Below are 16,547 nucleotides of genomic sequence, written 5' to 3' on the forward strand. Positions count from 1 at the left end.
CGATGCCGCTTCGTCGTTTGCCCCGAGAGGCTTTCGTCGTTGCGAGCCGCCTATTATGTCAGGCTTTTCGTTTCCGTCAACACCTTCTTTCGAAGAAGTTGAAGTCCTGTTCCTTCGCGGTTGCCGCCTTGCGGTGGCCCCTGCGTCGGGGGAGGGAAAGTATGTCCCTATCGGGGCCGTTTGTGAAGGGGGTACGTGACATTTTTTCACGTCGCCTCCCTCCCATTCATGCTGAAAGGGGTCCGGATCGGCCGAACCCCTTGTGCCGCTTAGGCGGCGACCAGCAGCACGCGTGCAAAGGTGCGCTTGCCGACCTGCAGCAGGCCCTCGAAACCAGGCACGAACACCTGCTGGGCGTCGTCCACCACCTCGCCGTCGACCTTCACCGCACGCTCTTTGAGCTTACGCGAGGCTTCGGAGTTGCTCGGGGTGAGGCCGGCAGCCGTCAGTAGGGCACCAATACGCAGGCCCTCGGCCGGAATGACCACTTCCTGCAGCGGCAGCAGGGTCACATCGCCCTGCCCGGTGACAGCGGCGTTCCAGCCGGCAATGGCCTGCTCGGCCGCGGCGGCGTCATGGAAGCGCGTGGTCAGCTCACGCGCCAGGCGCAGCTTCACCTCGCGCGGGTTCAACCCGCCAGCCTCGACCTGCTCACGCAGCGCCTTGGCCTCGGCCTGGCTGATATCAAAGGAGAGCAGCTCGATCCAGCGCCACATCAGGTCGTCGCCGATCTTCATGGTCTTGGTGACGATGTCGATGGCCGGTTCGCTGATACCAATATAGTTGTTGAGCGATTTGGACATCTTGGCCACGCCGTCCAGGCCTTCCAGCAGCGGCATGGTCAGCACGATCTGCGGCTTCTGCCCGTAGTGCTCCTGCAGGCCACGGCCCATCAGCAGGTTGAACTTCTGGTCGGTGCCGCCGAGTTCGACGTCCGCTTCCAGCGCGACCGAGTCGTAGCCCTGCACCAGCGGGTACAGGAACTCATGCAGCGCGATGGACTGCTGGGCGGCATAGCGCTTGGCGAAATCGTCGCGCTCGAGCATGCGCGCCACGGTGTGCTGGCCGGCCAGGCGGATCATGTCGGCCGCGGCCATCCTGCCGAACCACTCCGAGTTGAAGCGCACTTCGGTCTTCTCGCGATCCAGCACCTTGAAGACCTGGTCTTCATAGGTACGCGCGTTGGCCAGCACATCTTCCTTGGTGAGCGGCTTGCGGGTGACGTTCTTGCCCGAGGGATCGCCGATCATCCCGGTGAAGTCGCCGATCAGGAAGATCACCTGGTGGCCGAGGTCCTGGAACTGGCGCAGCTTGTTCAACAGCACGGTGTGGCCCAGGTGCAGGTCCGGGGCGGTGGGGTCGAAGCCGGCCTTGACCCGCAGCGGGCGGCCGCTTTCCAGACGCTGGCGCAGCTCGTCGGATTTGAGGATCTCATCGGCGCCCCGCCCGATCAGGGCGATGGCTTCTTCAATCGAGGACACGTGACAACTCCCGGCAATGCCTTATTTATATGAATGACGTTAAGTACAAGTTAACCGCAGGTGCTTCACAAAAGCCAATAGGCACAAGGGTTTGACGCGGTATTTATACCTGTCTATGTTACCGACGTTTGGGCCCGCGCTCCCGGGCCAGCCAGGAACAGACCGACGATGCTCAATTCCGATCAAGGCCGCGCGCGCAAGCAGCGCTTCAAGGAACGTCTCCACGTCCTCCACGACACCGCCCTCCATCGGAAGCTCAAACAGCATCTTCCCGCGGCCTTCAACCAGAGCTGGACCCGCCGCCACTGGATGCACGCCAGCCTGTTCGCCACCATCGGCGCCCTGATGGCCACGATCGTCCCCGGCTTCTCGCACACCATCGACTCGCCCTACTCGGTCAGCCATTCGACCCTGGCGCTGCCGTTGCCGCCGCTGTCGCTGGAACGCCAGCAGCAGACCCCGGGCGACAGTTGGCAGGTGCTGCGCGTGCAGCGCGGCCAGACCCTGAGCAATCTGTTCGACCAGGCCGGCATCCCGGCCACGGTAATGCATCAGGTGCTGGAGCACCCGGGTGTGCGCGAATCGCTGACCAAGCTGCGCCCCGGTGCGGAGATCGCCTTCGACCTGCCGCTGTCCGGTGAGCTGCGCACGATCCGCTTCGACCGCGATGCCGACAACCGCGTGGAGCTGTCCCTGGCCGGCGACAAGATCACCGAAACGGTGAGCAAGCGCGAGAGCTCGACCCGCCGGGTGGTCGCCAGTGGCGAGATCACCAGCTCGCTGTATGCCGCCGCGCGCAAGGCGGGCCTGTCGCCCTCGGCGATCGCGACGATGACCGACGAGATCTTCAAGTACGACATCGACTTCTCCAAGGACCTGCAGCCGGGCGACCGCTTCAGCGTGGTGATTGATGAGACCTGGCGCGAAGGCGAGAAGGTGGACACCAGCAAGATCCTCGCGGCGACCTTCAGCTCGGGCGGCAAGACCTACAGCGGCTTCCGCTTCGACCGCAACGGCAAGTCGGAGTACTTCGATGCCAGCGGCCGGCCGCTGAAGAAGAGCTTCATCCGCATGCCGATCCAGTTCGCGCGCCTGAGCTCGACCTTCGGCGCGCGCAAGCACCCGGTGCTGGGCAAGATGCGCATGCACAAGGGCGTGGACTACGCCGCGCGCACCGGCACACCGATCATGGCCGCCGGCGATGCCCGCGTGCAGTTCGCCGGGACCCAGCGCGGCTACGGCAACGTGGTGATCCTGGACCACGGCCGCGGCCACACCACCCTGTACGGGCACATGTCGCGGTTCGGCAAGATCAAGACCGGCCAGCGCGTGGCGCAGGGCACGGTGATCGGCTACGTCGGCTCGACCGGCCTGGCCACCGGCCCGCACCTGCACTACGAATTCCGCGTCAACGGCGTGCACCGCAACCCGCTGTCGGTGACGATGCCGCCGCCGGAGCCGCTGCAGGGCGCCGAGCTGGCCGCCTTCCGTGCGCAGACCGCCCCGGCGCTGGCGCGCATCCAGGGCATGGAGAAGCTGATCTACGCCGATGCCAGCCCGGCACCGGAGGCCAAGGCCGCCGATACGGCCACGGCGAAGGCCGGCAAGCCGGTCAAGTCCAACCGCGGCTGATCGCATTGATTGACGGCGGCAACGGGTTGCGCGGAAGCTGCACGCAACCCGTTGGACCGCCTGGCCATGACCTCAGCTGTTGATCCCACTACCCCGCTCTACCTGGGCCTGATGTCCGGCACCAGCGCCGACGGCATCGATGCCGCGCTGGTGCAGTTCCCCGCCGAGGGCGGCTGCCGCTTTGTCGAAGGCCTGACCCACGACTGGGATCCGGCGATCCGCGCCGAGCTGATCGCGCTCGGAGAGGGCGGCACCATCACCTCATTGGACGCGCTCGGCCGGCTCGATGCCCAGGTCGGGATGACCTTCGCCGCGGCCGCCAATCGCCTGCTGGACAGCGCGCGGGTCGACCGCACCCAAGTCCACGCGATCGGCTCGCATGGGCAGACTGTGCGCCACCGGCCGCTGGCCGACCCCGCCTTCACGATGCAGATCGGCGACGCCAACCGCATCGCCGAACTGACCGGCATCACCACCGTGGCCGATTTCCGCCGCCGCGACGTCGCCGCCGGCGGCCATGGCGCGCCGCTGATGCCGGCCTTCCACCTGGCGATGCTGGGCGACAGCGATGAAGACCGCGCAGTGCTCAACCTGGGCGGCATCGGCAATCTCACCCTGATCCCGCGCGACGGGACACCGCGCGGCTTCGATACCGGCCCGGCCAATGCGCTGATGGATGCCTGGTGCCAGCGCCATCGCGGCGAACCGTTCGATGCCGAGGGCGCGTTCGCGGCCAGTGGCCAGGTCGATGCGGCGCTGCTGGCCCGCTGGTTGGCCGATCCCTGGTTCGCGCTGCCGCCGCCGAAGAGCACCGGCCGCGAGCAGTTCCACCTGGATTGGGCGCAGGCGCAGCTGGGCGAGGGGCAGGTCTCCGGCGCGGACGTTCAGGCGACCCTGCTGGAGCTGACCGCCGCGACGGTGGCCGATGCACTGCTGGCGCATCTGCCGGGCGCGACGCGGGTACTGGTCTGCGGCGGTGGCGTGCGCAATCCGCAGCTGCTGCGGCGCCTGCGTGCGCGGCTGCCGGGCGTGGTGATCGAATCCAGCGCGGTGCACGGGCTGGATCCGGATTACCTGGAGGCGATGGGATTCGCGTGGCTGGCGCAGCGCACCCTGGCCGGATTGCCCGGCAACCTGCCGAGCGTGAGTGGCGCGCGGGGACCGCGGATTCTCGGGGCGATCCACCCGGCCTGAGGGGCCACGGCGGCGGGCGCTGCCCGGCGGCTGTGCTCGCCGATGCGCCGGTCGGTGCTTGCCGCCGTTACAGCCCCTGCGCGTCCGGCAACGCCTGCAGGGCCGCGATGGCAGCGGCCAGCGCGTCGACCTCGGGATCGTGGAAGCCGCTGCGGACCTCCAGTTCGCTGGCGAACAGGCCCTGTTCCAGCAGCGCCATGCAGGTGTCCTCGCGGGTCCAGCCGCGGGCGACCGCGATCCGGCGGATACGTTCCAGCAACAGCGGGTCCACATCCCGCAGCAGTAGATCAGCCATCGTTCTCCCCGTTGGCGTGATGCCGTCCCCACGGCCGTTGTGCCCGGCATGATCCATCAGGCCCTGCCGGCACGCAAACCGCTTATGCCGCGCTGCGGTCCCGGATCCGCGGCCACAGCCAGATCAGCAGCAGCAGGGTCGGGATGACCGTGGTGGCACTAAGAATGAAAAAGGTGCTGTAGGAGCTCGCTTCGACGATGTAGCCCGAGACACCGCCGACGAACTTGCCCGGCAGGTTGGCCAGCGAGACCAGCAGCGCGTATTGGGTGGCGGTGAAGTTGCGGTCGGTCAGCGACGACATGAAGGCGACCAGCACCGTACCGGCAAAGCCCTGGAACAGGTTGTCCGCGCTCAGCGCCGCGTAGAACGCCCATAGCTGGCCCGGGTTGTGCGCCATCAGCAGGAACGCCAGGTTGGACAGCGCCACGCCCAGCGCGGCGACCAGCAGCATGCGGCGGAAGCCGAACGCGGCCACCGCGATGCCGCCGAGGAACGCCCCGCCGATGCCCATCCACACGCCGAACAGCTTGGAGACGGTGGCGATATCGGCCTTGGTGAAGCCCGAATCCAGATAGAACGGACCGGACATCACCCCGATCACCTGGTCGGGGAATTTGTAGAGCCCCACGAACGCCAGCAGCGCCAGTGCCAGCGCCACGCCATTGGCGCTGAAGAAGCTGCTGATGGGCTGCCAGAACGCGCCGAAGAAATCGATGCGGCGCTGGATGCGCACTTCCGGCTGGACCGGTTCGCGGCAGACCAGCGTGGTGATGATGGGCAGCAGCATCAGCGAGGCCATGGCCAGGTAGGCCACGATCCAGCCTTCGAACTGCGCCAGGTAGAGCGCGCCCGCGCCGGCCAGGATCAGGCCGATGCGGTAGCCCAGCGTGTACGTGGCGGCCAACGCCGCCTGCGCGCTCTCCGGGGCGATCTCGATGCGGTAGGCATCGACCACCGAATCCTGGGTGGCACCGGCGAAGGAGGCCACCAGCACCCACAGCACCAGCGGGGTGACGCCGAGCTCGGGACGGACGAAGGCAAGCGCGAACAGCCCGCCGGTGACGCCGATCTGCGAGGCCAGCAGCCAGGAGCGGCGGCGGCCGAGCGCGCTGACCAGCGGGAAGGCGTAGCGGTCAATCAACGGTGCCCAGACGAACTTCATCAGGTAGAAGAAGCTGGCCAGGCTGATCAGCCCGATGCTCTTCAGGTCCAGACCCACATCGCGCAGGCGGGTGGACAGGGTCTGCGAAGCGATCAGCAGGAACGGCAGGCCGCTGCCGAAGCCCAGGAAGGCCATCGTCAGCGCCGAGGGCGTACCGAAGGCGCGCTTGATCCCGGCCCAGCCCTTGTAGGACACCGGCGCGACCGCCTCACTCATGGGGCGTAGTCCACCGTGAACGGGGCATGGTCGGAGAAGCGCTCATCGCGGTAGACCGAGCAGCTGCGCAGGCGGTCGCGCAGGCCGGGGCTGACGAACTGGTAGTCGATGCGCCACCCCACGTTGTTCGCGCGGGCCTGGCCGCGGTTGCTCCACCACGTGTAGTCCTCGCCCTGCGGGTGCAGCAGGCGGTAGGCATCCGTCCAACCCTGGCCGGCGGCGATATCCAGCGCCTGGTCGGCGTCCACGCACTGGCCGTTGAGCCAGTCGCGCTCGGGCGGCAGGCAGCCGGAGTTCTTCTGGTTGGACTTCCAGTTCTTGATGTCCAGCGCGGAGCGCACGATGTTCCAGTCGCCGCACAGCACGTAGTCGCGGCCGCTGGCCAGCCAGCCGGCCAGGATCGGGCGCAGCCATTCCATCACTTCGTACTTGAAGCCCTGGCGCAGGTCGCCCGAACTGCCCGAGGGGATATAGAAGGAGACGACGCTGAGATTGCCGTAGCGGGCCTCGATGTAGCGGCCTTCATCGTCGAACGGGGCCCAGCCCAGCGAGGTGATCACCTGGTCCGGCTCGCGCTTGCTGTAGATCGCCACGCCGCTGTAGCCCTTCTTGGTGATGGCGTCGCGGTAGAAGCAGTGGTGGCCGTCCGGGCGGAACATCGGGTCGGTCAGCTGGTCTTCCTGGGCCTTGGTTTCCTGGATGCACAGGACATCGGCGTCCTGGGCGCGGAACCACTCGAGGAAGCCCTTGGTGGCGGCGGAACGGATGCCATTGGCGTTGAAACTGATGATGCGCATGCTGACCCGGGTCTGGAACGATACCGGCAAGAGCATACCGTTTCGGCCCTCGCAGGGGCTGGCTGGAAACGGACGCGGTTGCCGCCTCCGGGTGCCTGCCGGAACCGTCTCGCAAGCCCGTGCGACAGAGGGCCGCAGGGCCCGGCGAGCCGAAAAATGCAGACATGCATTAGGATTTGCGCTCCAAATGAATTGAATTGAGTCTTGATGAGCGACCATCGCCACCGTTTCCTGCAACTGGCCCTGACCGCCGATGCCCTGCGTTTCGGCCAGTTCACCCTGAAGTCCGGCCGTCTGAGCCCCTATTTCTTCAATGCCGGCCGGTTCGATTCCGGCGCGCGCATGTCCCAGCTGGCGGCCTGCTACGCCGATGCCGTGGAAGCCACCGGGCTGAAGTTCGACGTCGTGTTCGGCCCGGCCTACAAGGGCATCCCGCTGGCCACTGCGACCGCCTGTGAATTCGCCCAGCGCGGCCGCGACCTGCCGCTGTCGTTCAACCGCAAGGAAGCCAAGGACCACGGCGAAGGCGGCAACCTGATCGGCGCGGACATGAACGGCAAGCGCGTGCTCATCGTCGACGACGTGATCACCGCCGGCACCGCGATCCGCGAAGCGCTGGCGATCATCAAGGGCGCCGGCGGCACCCCGGCCGGCATCGTGGTGGCCCTGGACCGCCAGGAGATCGCCTCGGAGACCGACCCCCGTTCCGCCGCGCAGGCCGTGGCCGAAGAAGCCGGGATTCCGGTGGTCGCGGTGGCTACGCTGGCCGACCTGCTTGATTTTGCCTCCGGAAATCCGGAACTTGTCGGCTACCGGCAGCCGCTGGAGGACTATCGTTCCCGCTACGGCAGCCGTCCTACGCGTTGAGAGCAGGGGGCTTTCATGTCCAGGTTTGCCACGTTCACCGTTGTCGGCCTGCTGTTGGCCGTGCCGCTGTTGCCTGCCCACGCGCAGAAGCGCACGGCCGACGCGACGCCGAAGAAGCTGTACTGCTGGAACAAGGGCAGCGAACGTATCTGCAGTGATGCGCTGCCCCAGGAGGCGGTGAACAACGCACGCGAGGAGTTCAACCTGCGCAGCGGCATGCGCAGTGGCGAAGTGCAGCGCGCGTTGACCGACGAGGAACGCGCCGATGCCGCGGCGCAGGCCACGCAGCAGCGCCTGGACGTGGCCGCCGAGCAGACCCGCCAGCGTACCGAGCAGGCGATGCTGGCCACGTACGAGAGTGAGGACGACCTGCGCCGGGTGTTCGCCGAGCGCAGCGGCATCCTGGACAACAACATCCATACCGCCAGTTACAACGTGGCCAGCGTGCGTGATGCGCTGGTCACCCTGCTGGCCGGTGCGGGCAACCGCGAACTGGATGGGCAGCCGGTGTCGGACAAGCAGGCCGAGCGCATCCGCGCCCGGCATGCCGAGCTGGTCACGCAGCGACGCATGCAGGCCTCGTTCGAGCAGCAGCGCCGGGCGCTGGACGTGGAGATCGAGAGCACGCTGCAGCGCTATCGGCTGCTGAAGGGCGTGGGGAGCGATCCGCGCGGGTAATGGCGGCTGTGCGATGGCGTTGAAACGAAGGCGGCCCTGGGGGTCGCCTTTTTTTATGGACTTTTTACGCGGGGCGCCGGTTTCGGGCGTGGAACGTTTATGCCGGGCAGGCAGACCATGAGCGCCTGATGTGGAGTGGTTCCACCTGGACGTCCCATGAGCCTGTATCTGCCTGTCTTCCCCGCCGGTGCCCCTTGCACCGCGCGCTCCCTTTCCCGCGTTTGAGGCCACGACCATGTCTGCCTGGCTTTCCCTGCTGTGCGGCGTGCTGGTGCTCGTTGCCGCCGCTTACCTGCTCTACGTCGTGCTTCGGCCCGAAACCTTCTGACCGGAGCCGACCATGACCGAGATCCTGTTGATCCTGCTGGCCAGCATCGTGCTGGCCTTTCCGCTTGGGCTGTACCTGGCCCGGGTGATGCGCGGTGCCCCGATGCGCGGCGACGCGCTGTTCGGGTGGATTGAAAAACCGCTGTACCGGCTGCTCGGGGTGAACCCGGGGCGCGGCATGTCCTGGCGTGGCTACGTGGGCGCCTTCCTGCTCAGCAACGTCGTGATCGCAGTGCTGGTGCAGACGGTCTTCATGACCCAGGCCTGGCTGCCGTTCAATCCCGACCAGATCCCCAACATGCGCTGGGATACCGCGCTGCACACGATGGTGTCGTTCCTGACCAACACCAACCAGCAGCACTATTCGGGCCAGGCGCAGCTGTCCTACTTCGCGCAGATGACCGCGATCACCGGCCTGCAGGTGGTGACGCCGATGATGGGTCTGGCACTTGCGGTGGCGACTCTGCGTGCGCTGTTCGGCGCGCGTCCCGAGGACGTGCCGGCCGAACAGGCGGTCCTGCTCAGCGCGGACCGCCGTGTCGATGTGGGCAACTACTACGCCGACGTGGTGCGCGCCTGCGTGCGCTTCATGCTGCCGCTGTGCCTGCTGTGGGCGCTGCTGTTGACCAGCCAGGGCGTGCCCTCGACGCTGGCGGCCGGTCCGCAGGCGACGCCGATCGATGCCGCGGCCGGCATGGAGACGCAGAAGCTGCCGCTCGGCCCCGTCGCGGCGATGGTCGCGGCCAAGCAGCTCGGCGCCAATGGCGGCGGCTGGTACGGTCCCAACAGCAGCATGCCGCTGGAGAACCCGACCCCGGTGTCCAACGCGCTGGAACTGATCGGCATCCTGCTGATCCCGATCAGCGTGATCTTCATGCTGGGCGCGTTCACCGGGCGCAGGCGCCTGGCCGGGCTGGTGTTCGGCTGCATGCTGACGATGTCCAGTGTGTCGGTCGCGGCCGCGGTGTGGCTGGAAGGCCATTCTGCTACCGCCGCCAGCCCGCTGCTGATGGAAGGCAAGGAAGTGCGCTTCGGTGCCGATGCCACCGGTTTGTGGGCGGCGATCACCACGCAGGTGTCGAACGGCTCGGTCAACGGCATGCACGACTCGCTCAGCCCGCTGGCCGGCGCCGTACCGATGGTCAACATGTTGATCAGTGCGATCTGGGGCGGCATCGGCTGCGGCCTGCAGCAGTTCTTCGTGTACCTGCTGCTGGGCGTGTTCCTGGCCGGGCTGATGACCGGCCGTACCCCGGAACTGTTCGGTCGCAAGCTGGAGACGCCGCAGGTGCGCCTGCTCGCGCTGCTGGTGCTGTTGCAGCCGATCACCCTCCTGGGCTTCACCGCGCTGACCCTGGCAATCCCCTCGATCACCGGCACCTCCAACCCCGGCTTCCATGGCATCAGCCAGGTGTTCTACGAGTACACCTCGGCGTTCGCCAACAACGGCTCGGGCTTTGAAGGCCTCGGCGATGGCACGGTGTGGTGGAACCTGAGCTGCACCCTGGTGCTGCTGCTGGGCCGCTACCCGGTGCTGGTGATTCCGTTGATCGTGGCCGCGCAGCTGGCGGCCAAGCGGCGGGCGCCGGAATCGGCCGGCACGCTGCAGATCGAAACCCCGACCTTCGCGCTGACCCTGATCGCGCTGATCGTGATCCTCACCGTATTGCAGTTCATGCCGGCGCTGGTGCTGGGCCCGGTCGCCGACCACCTGTCGCTGACGCAGCACTGAGACCTCCTTCCATGAGTACGTATCCGTTGAACGTTTCTTCCCACCGCCGCCAGCGCCTGCTCGATGGCGCCGGCTGGCGCCGCGCCCTGCGCGATGCGGTCATCAAGCTCTCGCCGCGGCATCTGCTGCACAGCCCGGTGATGGCCGTGGTGATGGCCGGCACCGTGGTCAGTGCGCTGGTCACGCTGACCGGCAACGCACCGCTGGGCTTCGGCCTGGCGGTCACCGCGATCCTGCTGCTGACCGTGTTGTTCGGCAACTTCGCCGAGGCCGTGGCCGAAGCGCGTGGCCGTGGCCAGGCGGCCTCTCTGCGGCGTGCCCGCCAGGACCTCAGCGCGCGTCGGCTGGCCGCCGCGCATGCCGGCGCCAGTGAGACCCAGGTGCCGGCCGCCGAGCTGCGCCCGGGCGACCATGTGATCGTCAGTGCCGGCGAGCTGATTCCGGCCGATGGCGAGATCGTGCAGGGCCTGGCCACCATCAACGAAGCCGCGGTGACCGGTGAATCGGCGCCCGTGCTGCGCGAGGCCGGCACCGACCGCAGTGGCGTGATCGGCGGCACCAAGGTGCTCTCCGACCAGATCATCGTGCGCATCACCGCCGAGCCGGGGCACAGCTTCCTGGACCGGATGATCGCGCTGGTCGAAGGCGCGAACCGCCAGAAGACCCCGAACGAGGTCGCCCTGACCCTGCTGTTGGCGGCGATGACGCTGACCTTCCTGGTGGTGGTGGCGACGCTGCCGGCGATCGGTGCGTTCGTTGGCGTGCGGGTCGATCCGCTGCTGCTGATCGCGCTGCTGGTGTGCCTGATCCCCACCACCATCGGTGGGCTGCTGCCGGCCATCGGCATCGCCGGCATGAACCGCGCCCTGGCTGCCAACGTGCTGGCGAAATCCGGCAAGGCGGTGGAAGTGGCCGGCGACGTGGACGTGCTGCTGCTCGACAAGACCGGCACCATCACCTACGGCGACCGCCAGGCCACGCATTTCCATGCACTGGCCGGTATCGATGCCAGCCAGCTGCGCGAGGCGGCGCTGCTGTCCTCCTTGGCCGACCCGACCCCGGAAGGCAAGTCGGTGGTGCGGCTGGCGCGTGAGCAGGGCTGCACCACCGCCGAGCCGGACCGCGCGGACTATCTGGCCTTCACTGCGCAGACCCGCATGTCCGGCGTCGATCTGGACGGCGGCCGCCGCATCCGCAAGGGCGCCTCCGATGCGATCACCGCGTACGTGCGTGAGCTGGGCGGCACGGTGCCGTCGGAGCTGGCGGGGCGCGTGGAACAGGTGGCACGCAACGGCGCGACCCCGCTGGTGGTGTGCGAGGGCCGCCACGTGCTGGGCGTGATCGAGCTGTCGGACGTGGTCAAGCACGGCATGCGCGAGAAGTTCGCGCAGCTGCGGGCAATGGGCATCCGCACGGTGATGATCACCGGCGACAACCCGCTGACCGCCGCCGCGATCGCGGCCGAGGCCGGTGTGGACGACTACATCGCCGAGGCCCGCCCGGAAGACAAGCTCGCCCGCATCCGCGCCGAGCAGGCCGGCGGCCGCTTGGTCGCGATGGTCGGCGACGGCACCAACGATGCCCCGGCACTGGCCCAGGCCGACATCGGCCTGGCGATGAACTCCGGTACCCAGGCCGCCAAGGAAGCCGGCAACATGGTCGATCTGGATTCGGATCCGGCCAAGCTGCTGGCGGTCGTTGAAGTGGGCAAGCAGCAGCTGATCACGCGCGGTGCGCTGACCACCTTCTCGCTGGCCAACGACGTCTCCAAGTATTTCGCGATCCTGCCGGCACTGTTCGCTTCGACCCTGCCGGCGATGGCGGCGCTGAACGTGATGCACCTGTCCAGCCCGCGCAATGCGGTGCTGGCGGCGCTGATCTTCAATGCTCTGGTGATTCCGGCACTGATCCCGCTGGCGCTGCGCGGCGTGCGCTTCCGCCCGGCCACGGCGACCGCGCTGCTGCGCCGGAACATGCTGGTGTACGGGCTGGGCGGCGTGTTGCTGCCGTTCGCGGCCATCAAATTGATCGACCTCTTCCTTGTCTCGGTGTTCGGCGCATGAACCGCTCGCTTGCTACCTCTGTTCCCCGTCCGGCGCGCGGCCGCGCTGCCGCCTCCACCCACCTGCAGCAGGACAGCAGCTGGCGCCCGGCCCTCGTGCTCGGCGCGAGCAGCCTGCTGCTGCTCGGCCTGGCCTATGCCGTGGCCACCACCAGCGTGAGCCGGGTGCTGTTTCCGGCGCAGGCCGATGGCAGCCTGCTGCTCCGCGATGGGCAGGTACGCGGCTCGATGCTCATCGCGCAACCGTTCGTCGGTGATGGCTACTTCCAGGCGCGACCGTCGGCGGCCAACTACGACCCGATGGCGGCCGCCGGCAGCAACATGGCGCGCAGCAACCCGGCCCTGCAGGAACGCGTGCAGGCCAGCATCACCGCGGTGGCCGCACGCGAAGGGGTGACGCCGGCGCAGGTGCCCGGCGATCTGGTCACCCAGTCCGGCGCGGGCATGGATCCGGAGCTGTCGCCGGCGGCGGCGCAGGTGCAGATCGCGCGCGTGGCGCGCAGCCGTGGGCTGCCGGTTGACCAGGTGGCGGCGCTGGTCAAGGCGCATACGCTGGGCCCGCAGTGGGGCGTGTTCGGGCAGCCACGGGTGAACGTGATGACGTTGAACCTGGCGTTGGATACACAGGACGGGCAGCCGGGCGGCACGCGGCGCGACGGGGAGCATTGATGCGCTGCGTACCGTCCCGGGCGCACAATCCCCGCCCATGAGCGACTCCCGTACCCGCCAGGCCGATGCCCTGGTCGACACCCTGCAGCGCGAAGCCGGCGGCAAGCTCACCGTATTCCTGGGTGCGGCCCCCGGTGTGGGCAAGACCTTCAGCATGCTCACCCGCGCGCATGAGCAACTGCGCCGCGGCGTGGACGTGGTGATCGGGCTGGTGGAAACCCACGGCCGCGCCGAGACCTCGGCGCTGCTGGCGGGGCTGCCTCAGGTGCCGCTGCTGCAGCGCGAGTATCAACAGCACGCGCTGGACGAGATGGACCTGGATGCGGTGCTGGCGCGTCGCCCGGCGCTGGTGCTGGTCGACGAGCTGGCGCACCGCAACGTACCGGGCAGTCGCCATGAGCGGCGCTGGCAGGACGTGATGGAGCTGCTCGATGCCGGCATCGACGTGTGGACCACGGTCAACATCCAGCATCTGGAGAGCCTCAATGACGTGGTCATGCGCATCACCGGCGTGCGGGTCAGCGAGACAGTGCCCGATGCGGTGCTCGACCGCCTGCATGACATCGTGCTGGTGGACCTCCCGCCGCGCGAGTTGATCGAGCGGCTGCAGCAGGGCAAGGTCTACGTGCCCGAACAGGCCGCGCAGGCGCTGCAGGCGTTCTTCTCGCCGGCCAACCTGACCGCGCTGCGCGAGCTGGCCATGCAGGAAGCGGCCGACCGCGTGGACAGCAGCCTGCGCGAGACCCGCGCCGCGCGCGGCGAAGGCAACCTGCCGCTGCGCCGCCGTGTGCTGGTGGCGATCGATGGCGGTGGCCAGAGCGAGTACCTGGTCCGGGTCGGCCGACGCATCGCCGAGCGGCGGGATGCGCCGTGGACGGTGGTGACGGTGCAGGCACGCGCGCATGACGAGCAGACCCGGCGCGAGATCGATGCCGCCTTCGCCCTCGCCCGGCGCCTCGGGGGCGAGGCCGAACTGCTGCATGGCTCCAGCATTGCCGATGCCCTGCTCGACCATGCCGCACACAATGGCGTGTCCACGCTGGTGCTGGGCCGCACGCGGGAGCGCCCGCTGGCGCGCATGCTCAACCGCACGCTGACCCAGCAGCTGATCCGGCGCGGCGCGCATCTGGAGATCACCATCATCGGCACGCCGCAGGCGCGCGCGCGGTCACGCCGGTCCGGGCTGTCCCTTCCCAGCCGCAGTGCCGGCAAGGATGCGCTGCTGGCGCTGGGCGCCACCGCGGCCGCGTGCCTGGTGGCGCTGGTGGCCGAGCGCTGGATCGGGCTGTACGACCTCTCGATGGTGTTCATCGTGGCGGTGGTGATGGTCGCCGCGCGCAGCCGCACCAGTGCGGCGGTGATCGCGGCCGCCCTGTGCTTCCTGGCCTACAACTTCTTCTTCATCGCGCCGCGCTTCACCTTCGCGATCAGCGCGCGCCAGGGCGTGATCACGGTCTTTCTGTTCCTGGCGGCCGCGTTGGTGGCAGGACGGCTGGCCTCGCGCCTGCGCATGCAGGTGGTGGCATTGCGCGCGGCCAACCGGCACGCGCATGCGCGCCAGGCACTGGGCCGGCAGCTGGCCAGTGCGCCCAGCAACGAGCAGGTCGCGCAGGCCGGCCGCGAAGCGCTGGAACAGGCGATGGATGCGCCGGCGTGGCTGCGCATCGGGCAGTACACCAGCGCCAGCGGCAGCGCCGCACCGGGCGACACCGATCTGGCCGCCGCCGACTGGGCGCACCGGCATGGGCAGCCAAGCGGGCGCTTCACCGACACACTGGCCGGCGCCGGCTGGTGGTTCCTGCCACTGCTGGACGGCGACGACCGCGCGATCGGCGTGGCCGGCATGCGCTTCCCGCGCGAGGCCCCACGGTTGACGCCCGAGCAGCGCCAGCTGGCCGAGGCGATGGTGGACGATATCGCCCAGGCTGCGCTGCGCACCCAGCTGGTGGCCGATCTGGAGAAAGCGCATGTGAGCAACGAGACCGAGCGGCTGCGTTCGGCGTTGCTGTCCTCGGTCTCGCACGACCTGCGCTCGCCACTGGCGGCGATGATCGGCTCGGCCGACAGCCTCTCCAGCTATGCCGATGCGATGGATGCCAGCGACCGCCGCGCCCTGCTGGACACCATCCTGGTCGAAGGCGAGCGCCTGGACCGCTACATCCAGAACCTGCTGGACATGACCCGGCTCGGCCATGACGGCCTGCAGATCAACCGCGACTGGATCGGCGTGGATGAGCTGGTCGGCTCGGCCGCGCGCCGCCTGCAGCGCTATCAGCCCGATGTGCTGCTCAAGCTGGATATTCCGGCTGCGCTGGCCCCGATCTGGGTGCATCCGGCGCTGGTCGAACAGGCCGTGTTCAACGTGATGGAGAACGCGGCCAAATTCTCCCCCCCAGGCGCGGCAGTGGAAGTACAGGCGCGGCTGGTCGAAGGCGAGCTGCGCATCGATGTGCTCGACGCCGGCCCCGGGATTCCCGACGAAGAGCGGGCACGCATCTTCGACATGTTCTACAGCGTGGAGCGCGGCGACCGGGGCCGGCACGGCACCGGGCTGGGCCTGACCATCTGCCAGGGCATGATCGGCGCGCATGGCGGCAGCGTGCAGGCGCTGCCGGGGCGCGACGGACGCGGTACCCTGATCCGCATCACCCTGCCCCTGCTGCATCCCCACCCTGCCGATGACAACGACGATTCCTGAGGCTTCCCACGGCGTGCCCCCGGCGCGCGTGCTGGTGATCGATGATGAAGCGCAGATCCGGCGCTTCCTGGAGATCAGCCTGCGCGCGCAGGGCTACCGCGTGTCCCAGGCCGCGACCGGCCAGGCCGGGCTGGAAGCGCTGGTCGGCGAAGGGGCGGACCTGGTCATCCTGGATATCGGCCTGCCCGACATGGAAGGCCATGAGGTGCTGGGTGAACTGCGCCAGTGGAGCCAGGTGCCGGTGATCATGCTGACCGTGCGTGCCAGCGAGACCGAGAAGGTACGGGCGCTGGATGCCGGCGCCAACGACTACGTGACCAAGCCGTTCGGCACGCAGGAGCTGATGGCGCGCGTGCGCGGGCTGCTGCGCTCGCGCACGGTGTCCAGCGAGGGCGTGCTGCCGCAGTTCGACGATGGGCACCTGCATATCGACCTGGTGCGGCGCGAGGTGATGCTGGACGGTGCGCCGGTGGCGCTGACGCGCAAGGAGTACGCGCTGTTGTCACTGCTGCTGCGCAATGCCGGGCGGGTGGTGACCCAGCCGCAGATCCTGCAGGACATCTGGGGGCCGACGCACCAGCACGATACGCATTACCTGCGCATCCTGGTCGGCAAATTGCGCCACAAGCTGGGTGATTCGGCGCTGGATTCCCGGTATCTGTTCACCGAGCCCGGCGTGGGTCTGCGGTTCAAGGGCTGATCAAAGGCATCCACGCATGGCGTGGATCTACACGGGG

General features: G+C 68.3%; 14 protein-coding genes. 10 read left to right on the forward strand and 4 right to left on the reverse strand.

Going from position 1 to position 16,547, the window contains the following annotated elements; translation table 11 throughout:
- Positions 1-269 precede the first annotated feature (269 nt).
- The gene (gene tyrS / locus HDC96_RS13245; RefSeq protein WP_179460417.1) at positions 270-1,481 is read right to left on the reverse strand and encodes a tyrosine--tRNA ligase; all 1,212 of its coding nucleotides are present in this window, start codon (positions 1,479-1,481) and stop codon (positions 270-272) included.
- Between the two features lie 168 nt (positions 1,482-1,649).
- Here tyrS and HDC96_RS13250 point away from each other — a divergent pair, with 168 nt between their 5' ends.
- Together HDC96_RS13250 and HDC96_RS13255 are read left to right on the forward strand one after the other, a co-directional pair.
- Positions 1,650-3,113 (forward strand): peptidoglycan DD-metalloendopeptidase family protein, encoded by a 1,464-nt coding sequence (locus tag HDC96_RS13250; protein WP_179460418.1) that lies wholly within the window; start codon positions 1,650-1,652, stop codon positions 3,111-3,113.
- 66 nt (positions 3,114-3,179) lie between these two features.
- Positions 3,180-4,307 carry an anhydro-N-acetylmuramic acid kinase gene (locus tag HDC96_RS13255; RefSeq protein WP_179460419.1) on the forward strand — a complete coding sequence of 376 codons (1,128 nt, stop codon included), beginning with the start codon at positions 3,180-3,182 and terminating at the stop codon, positions 4,305-4,307.
- Between the two features lie 67 nt (positions 4,308-4,374).
- Here the strand turns inward: HDC96_RS13255 and HDC96_RS13260 are convergent, their stop codons facing one another.
- The 3 genes from HDC96_RS13260 to HDC96_RS13270 all read right to left on the reverse strand — a co-directional run bounded on the left by HDC96_RS13260 (position 4,375) and on the right by HDC96_RS13270 (position 6,777).
- Positions 4,375-4,602 (reverse strand): hypothetical protein, encoded by a 228-nt coding sequence (locus HDC96_RS13260; protein ID WP_179460420.1) that lies wholly within the window; start codon positions 4,600-4,602, stop codon positions 4,375-4,377.
- A gap of 82 nt (positions 4,603-4,684) precedes the next feature.
- The gene (locus HDC96_RS13265) at positions 4,685-5,980 is read right to left on the reverse strand and encodes an MFS transporter (RefSeq protein WP_179460421.1); all 1,296 of its coding nucleotides are present in this window, start codon (positions 5,978-5,980) and stop codon (positions 4,685-4,687) included.
- The gene (locus HDC96_RS13270) at positions 5,977-6,777 is read right to left on the reverse strand and encodes an exodeoxyribonuclease III (protein ID WP_019183958.1); all 801 of its coding nucleotides are present in this window, start codon (positions 6,775-6,777) and stop codon (positions 5,977-5,979) included. Before HDC96_RS13270 ends, HDC96_RS13265 begins: the two co-directional genes overlap by 4 nt.
- A 207-nt stretch (positions 6,778-6,984) precedes the next feature.
- Here HDC96_RS13270 and pyrE point away from each other — a divergent pair, with 207 nt between their 5' ends.
- The 8 genes from pyrE (at position 6,985) to HDC96_RS13310 (ending at position 16,510) form a co-directional block, all read left to right on the forward strand.
- On the forward strand, positions 6,985-7,644 hold the full coding sequence (gene pyrE, locus HDC96_RS13275; RefSeq protein WP_176987761.1) for an orotate phosphoribosyltransferase: 660 nt from the start codon (positions 6,985-6,987) through the stop codon (positions 7,642-7,644).
- A 15-nt stretch (positions 7,645-7,659) separates the two neighbouring features.
- Positions 7,660-8,322, forward strand: coding sequence for a hypothetical protein (locus tag HDC96_RS13280; protein ID WP_179460422.1), 663 nt, complete (start codon positions 7,660-7,662; stop codon positions 8,320-8,322).
- Between the two features lie 235 nt (positions 8,323-8,557).
- The gene (locus HDC96_RS13285) at positions 8,558-8,650 is read left to right on the forward strand and encodes a potassium-transporting ATPase subunit F (protein ID WP_019183961.1); all 93 of its coding nucleotides are present in this window, start codon (positions 8,558-8,560) and stop codon (positions 8,648-8,650) included.
- Positions 8,651-8,662: 12 nt separating this feature from the next.
- The gene (gene kdpA / locus HDC96_RS13290) at positions 8,663-10,381 is read left to right on the forward strand and encodes a potassium-transporting ATPase subunit KdpA (protein ID WP_179460423.1); all 1,719 of its coding nucleotides are present in this window, start codon (positions 8,663-8,665) and stop codon (positions 10,379-10,381) included.
- Between the two features lie 11 nt (positions 10,382-10,392).
- A complete protein-coding gene (gene kdpB / locus HDC96_RS13295; RefSeq protein ID WP_179460424.1) occupies positions 10,393-12,444 on the forward strand; it encodes a potassium-transporting ATPase subunit KdpB in 2,052 nt (683 codons plus the stop codon).
- Positions 12,441-13,112: a potassium-transporting ATPase subunit KdpC gene (kdpC, locus tag HDC96_RS13300; protein ID WP_179460425.1), complete on the forward strand. Its 672-nt coding sequence runs from the start codon at positions 12,441-12,443 to the stop codon at positions 13,110-13,112. The genes kdpB and kdpC overlap by 4 nt, the downstream gene beginning before the upstream one ends.
- Before the next feature lie 37 nt (positions 13,113-13,149).
- Complete coding sequence (locus tag HDC96_RS13305; RefSeq protein WP_179460426.1) at positions 13,150-15,810, forward strand: sensor histidine kinase KdpD; 2,661 nt, start codon at positions 13,150-13,152, stop codon at positions 15,808-15,810.
- Positions 15,791-16,510 carry a response regulator transcription factor gene (locus HDC96_RS13310; protein ID WP_176987755.1) on the forward strand — a complete coding sequence of 240 codons (720 nt, stop codon included), beginning with the start codon at positions 15,791-15,793 and terminating at the stop codon, positions 16,508-16,510. The genes HDC96_RS13305 and HDC96_RS13310 overlap by 20 nt, the downstream gene beginning before the upstream one ends.
- Positions 16,511-16,547 lie beyond the last annotated feature (37 nt).

The organism is Stenotrophomonas sp. JAI102 (assembly GCF_013409105.1).
GTDB classification, from domain to species: Bacteria; Pseudomonadota; Gammaproteobacteria; order Xanthomonadales; family Xanthomonadaceae; genus Stenotrophomonas; species Stenotrophomonas maltophilia_AA.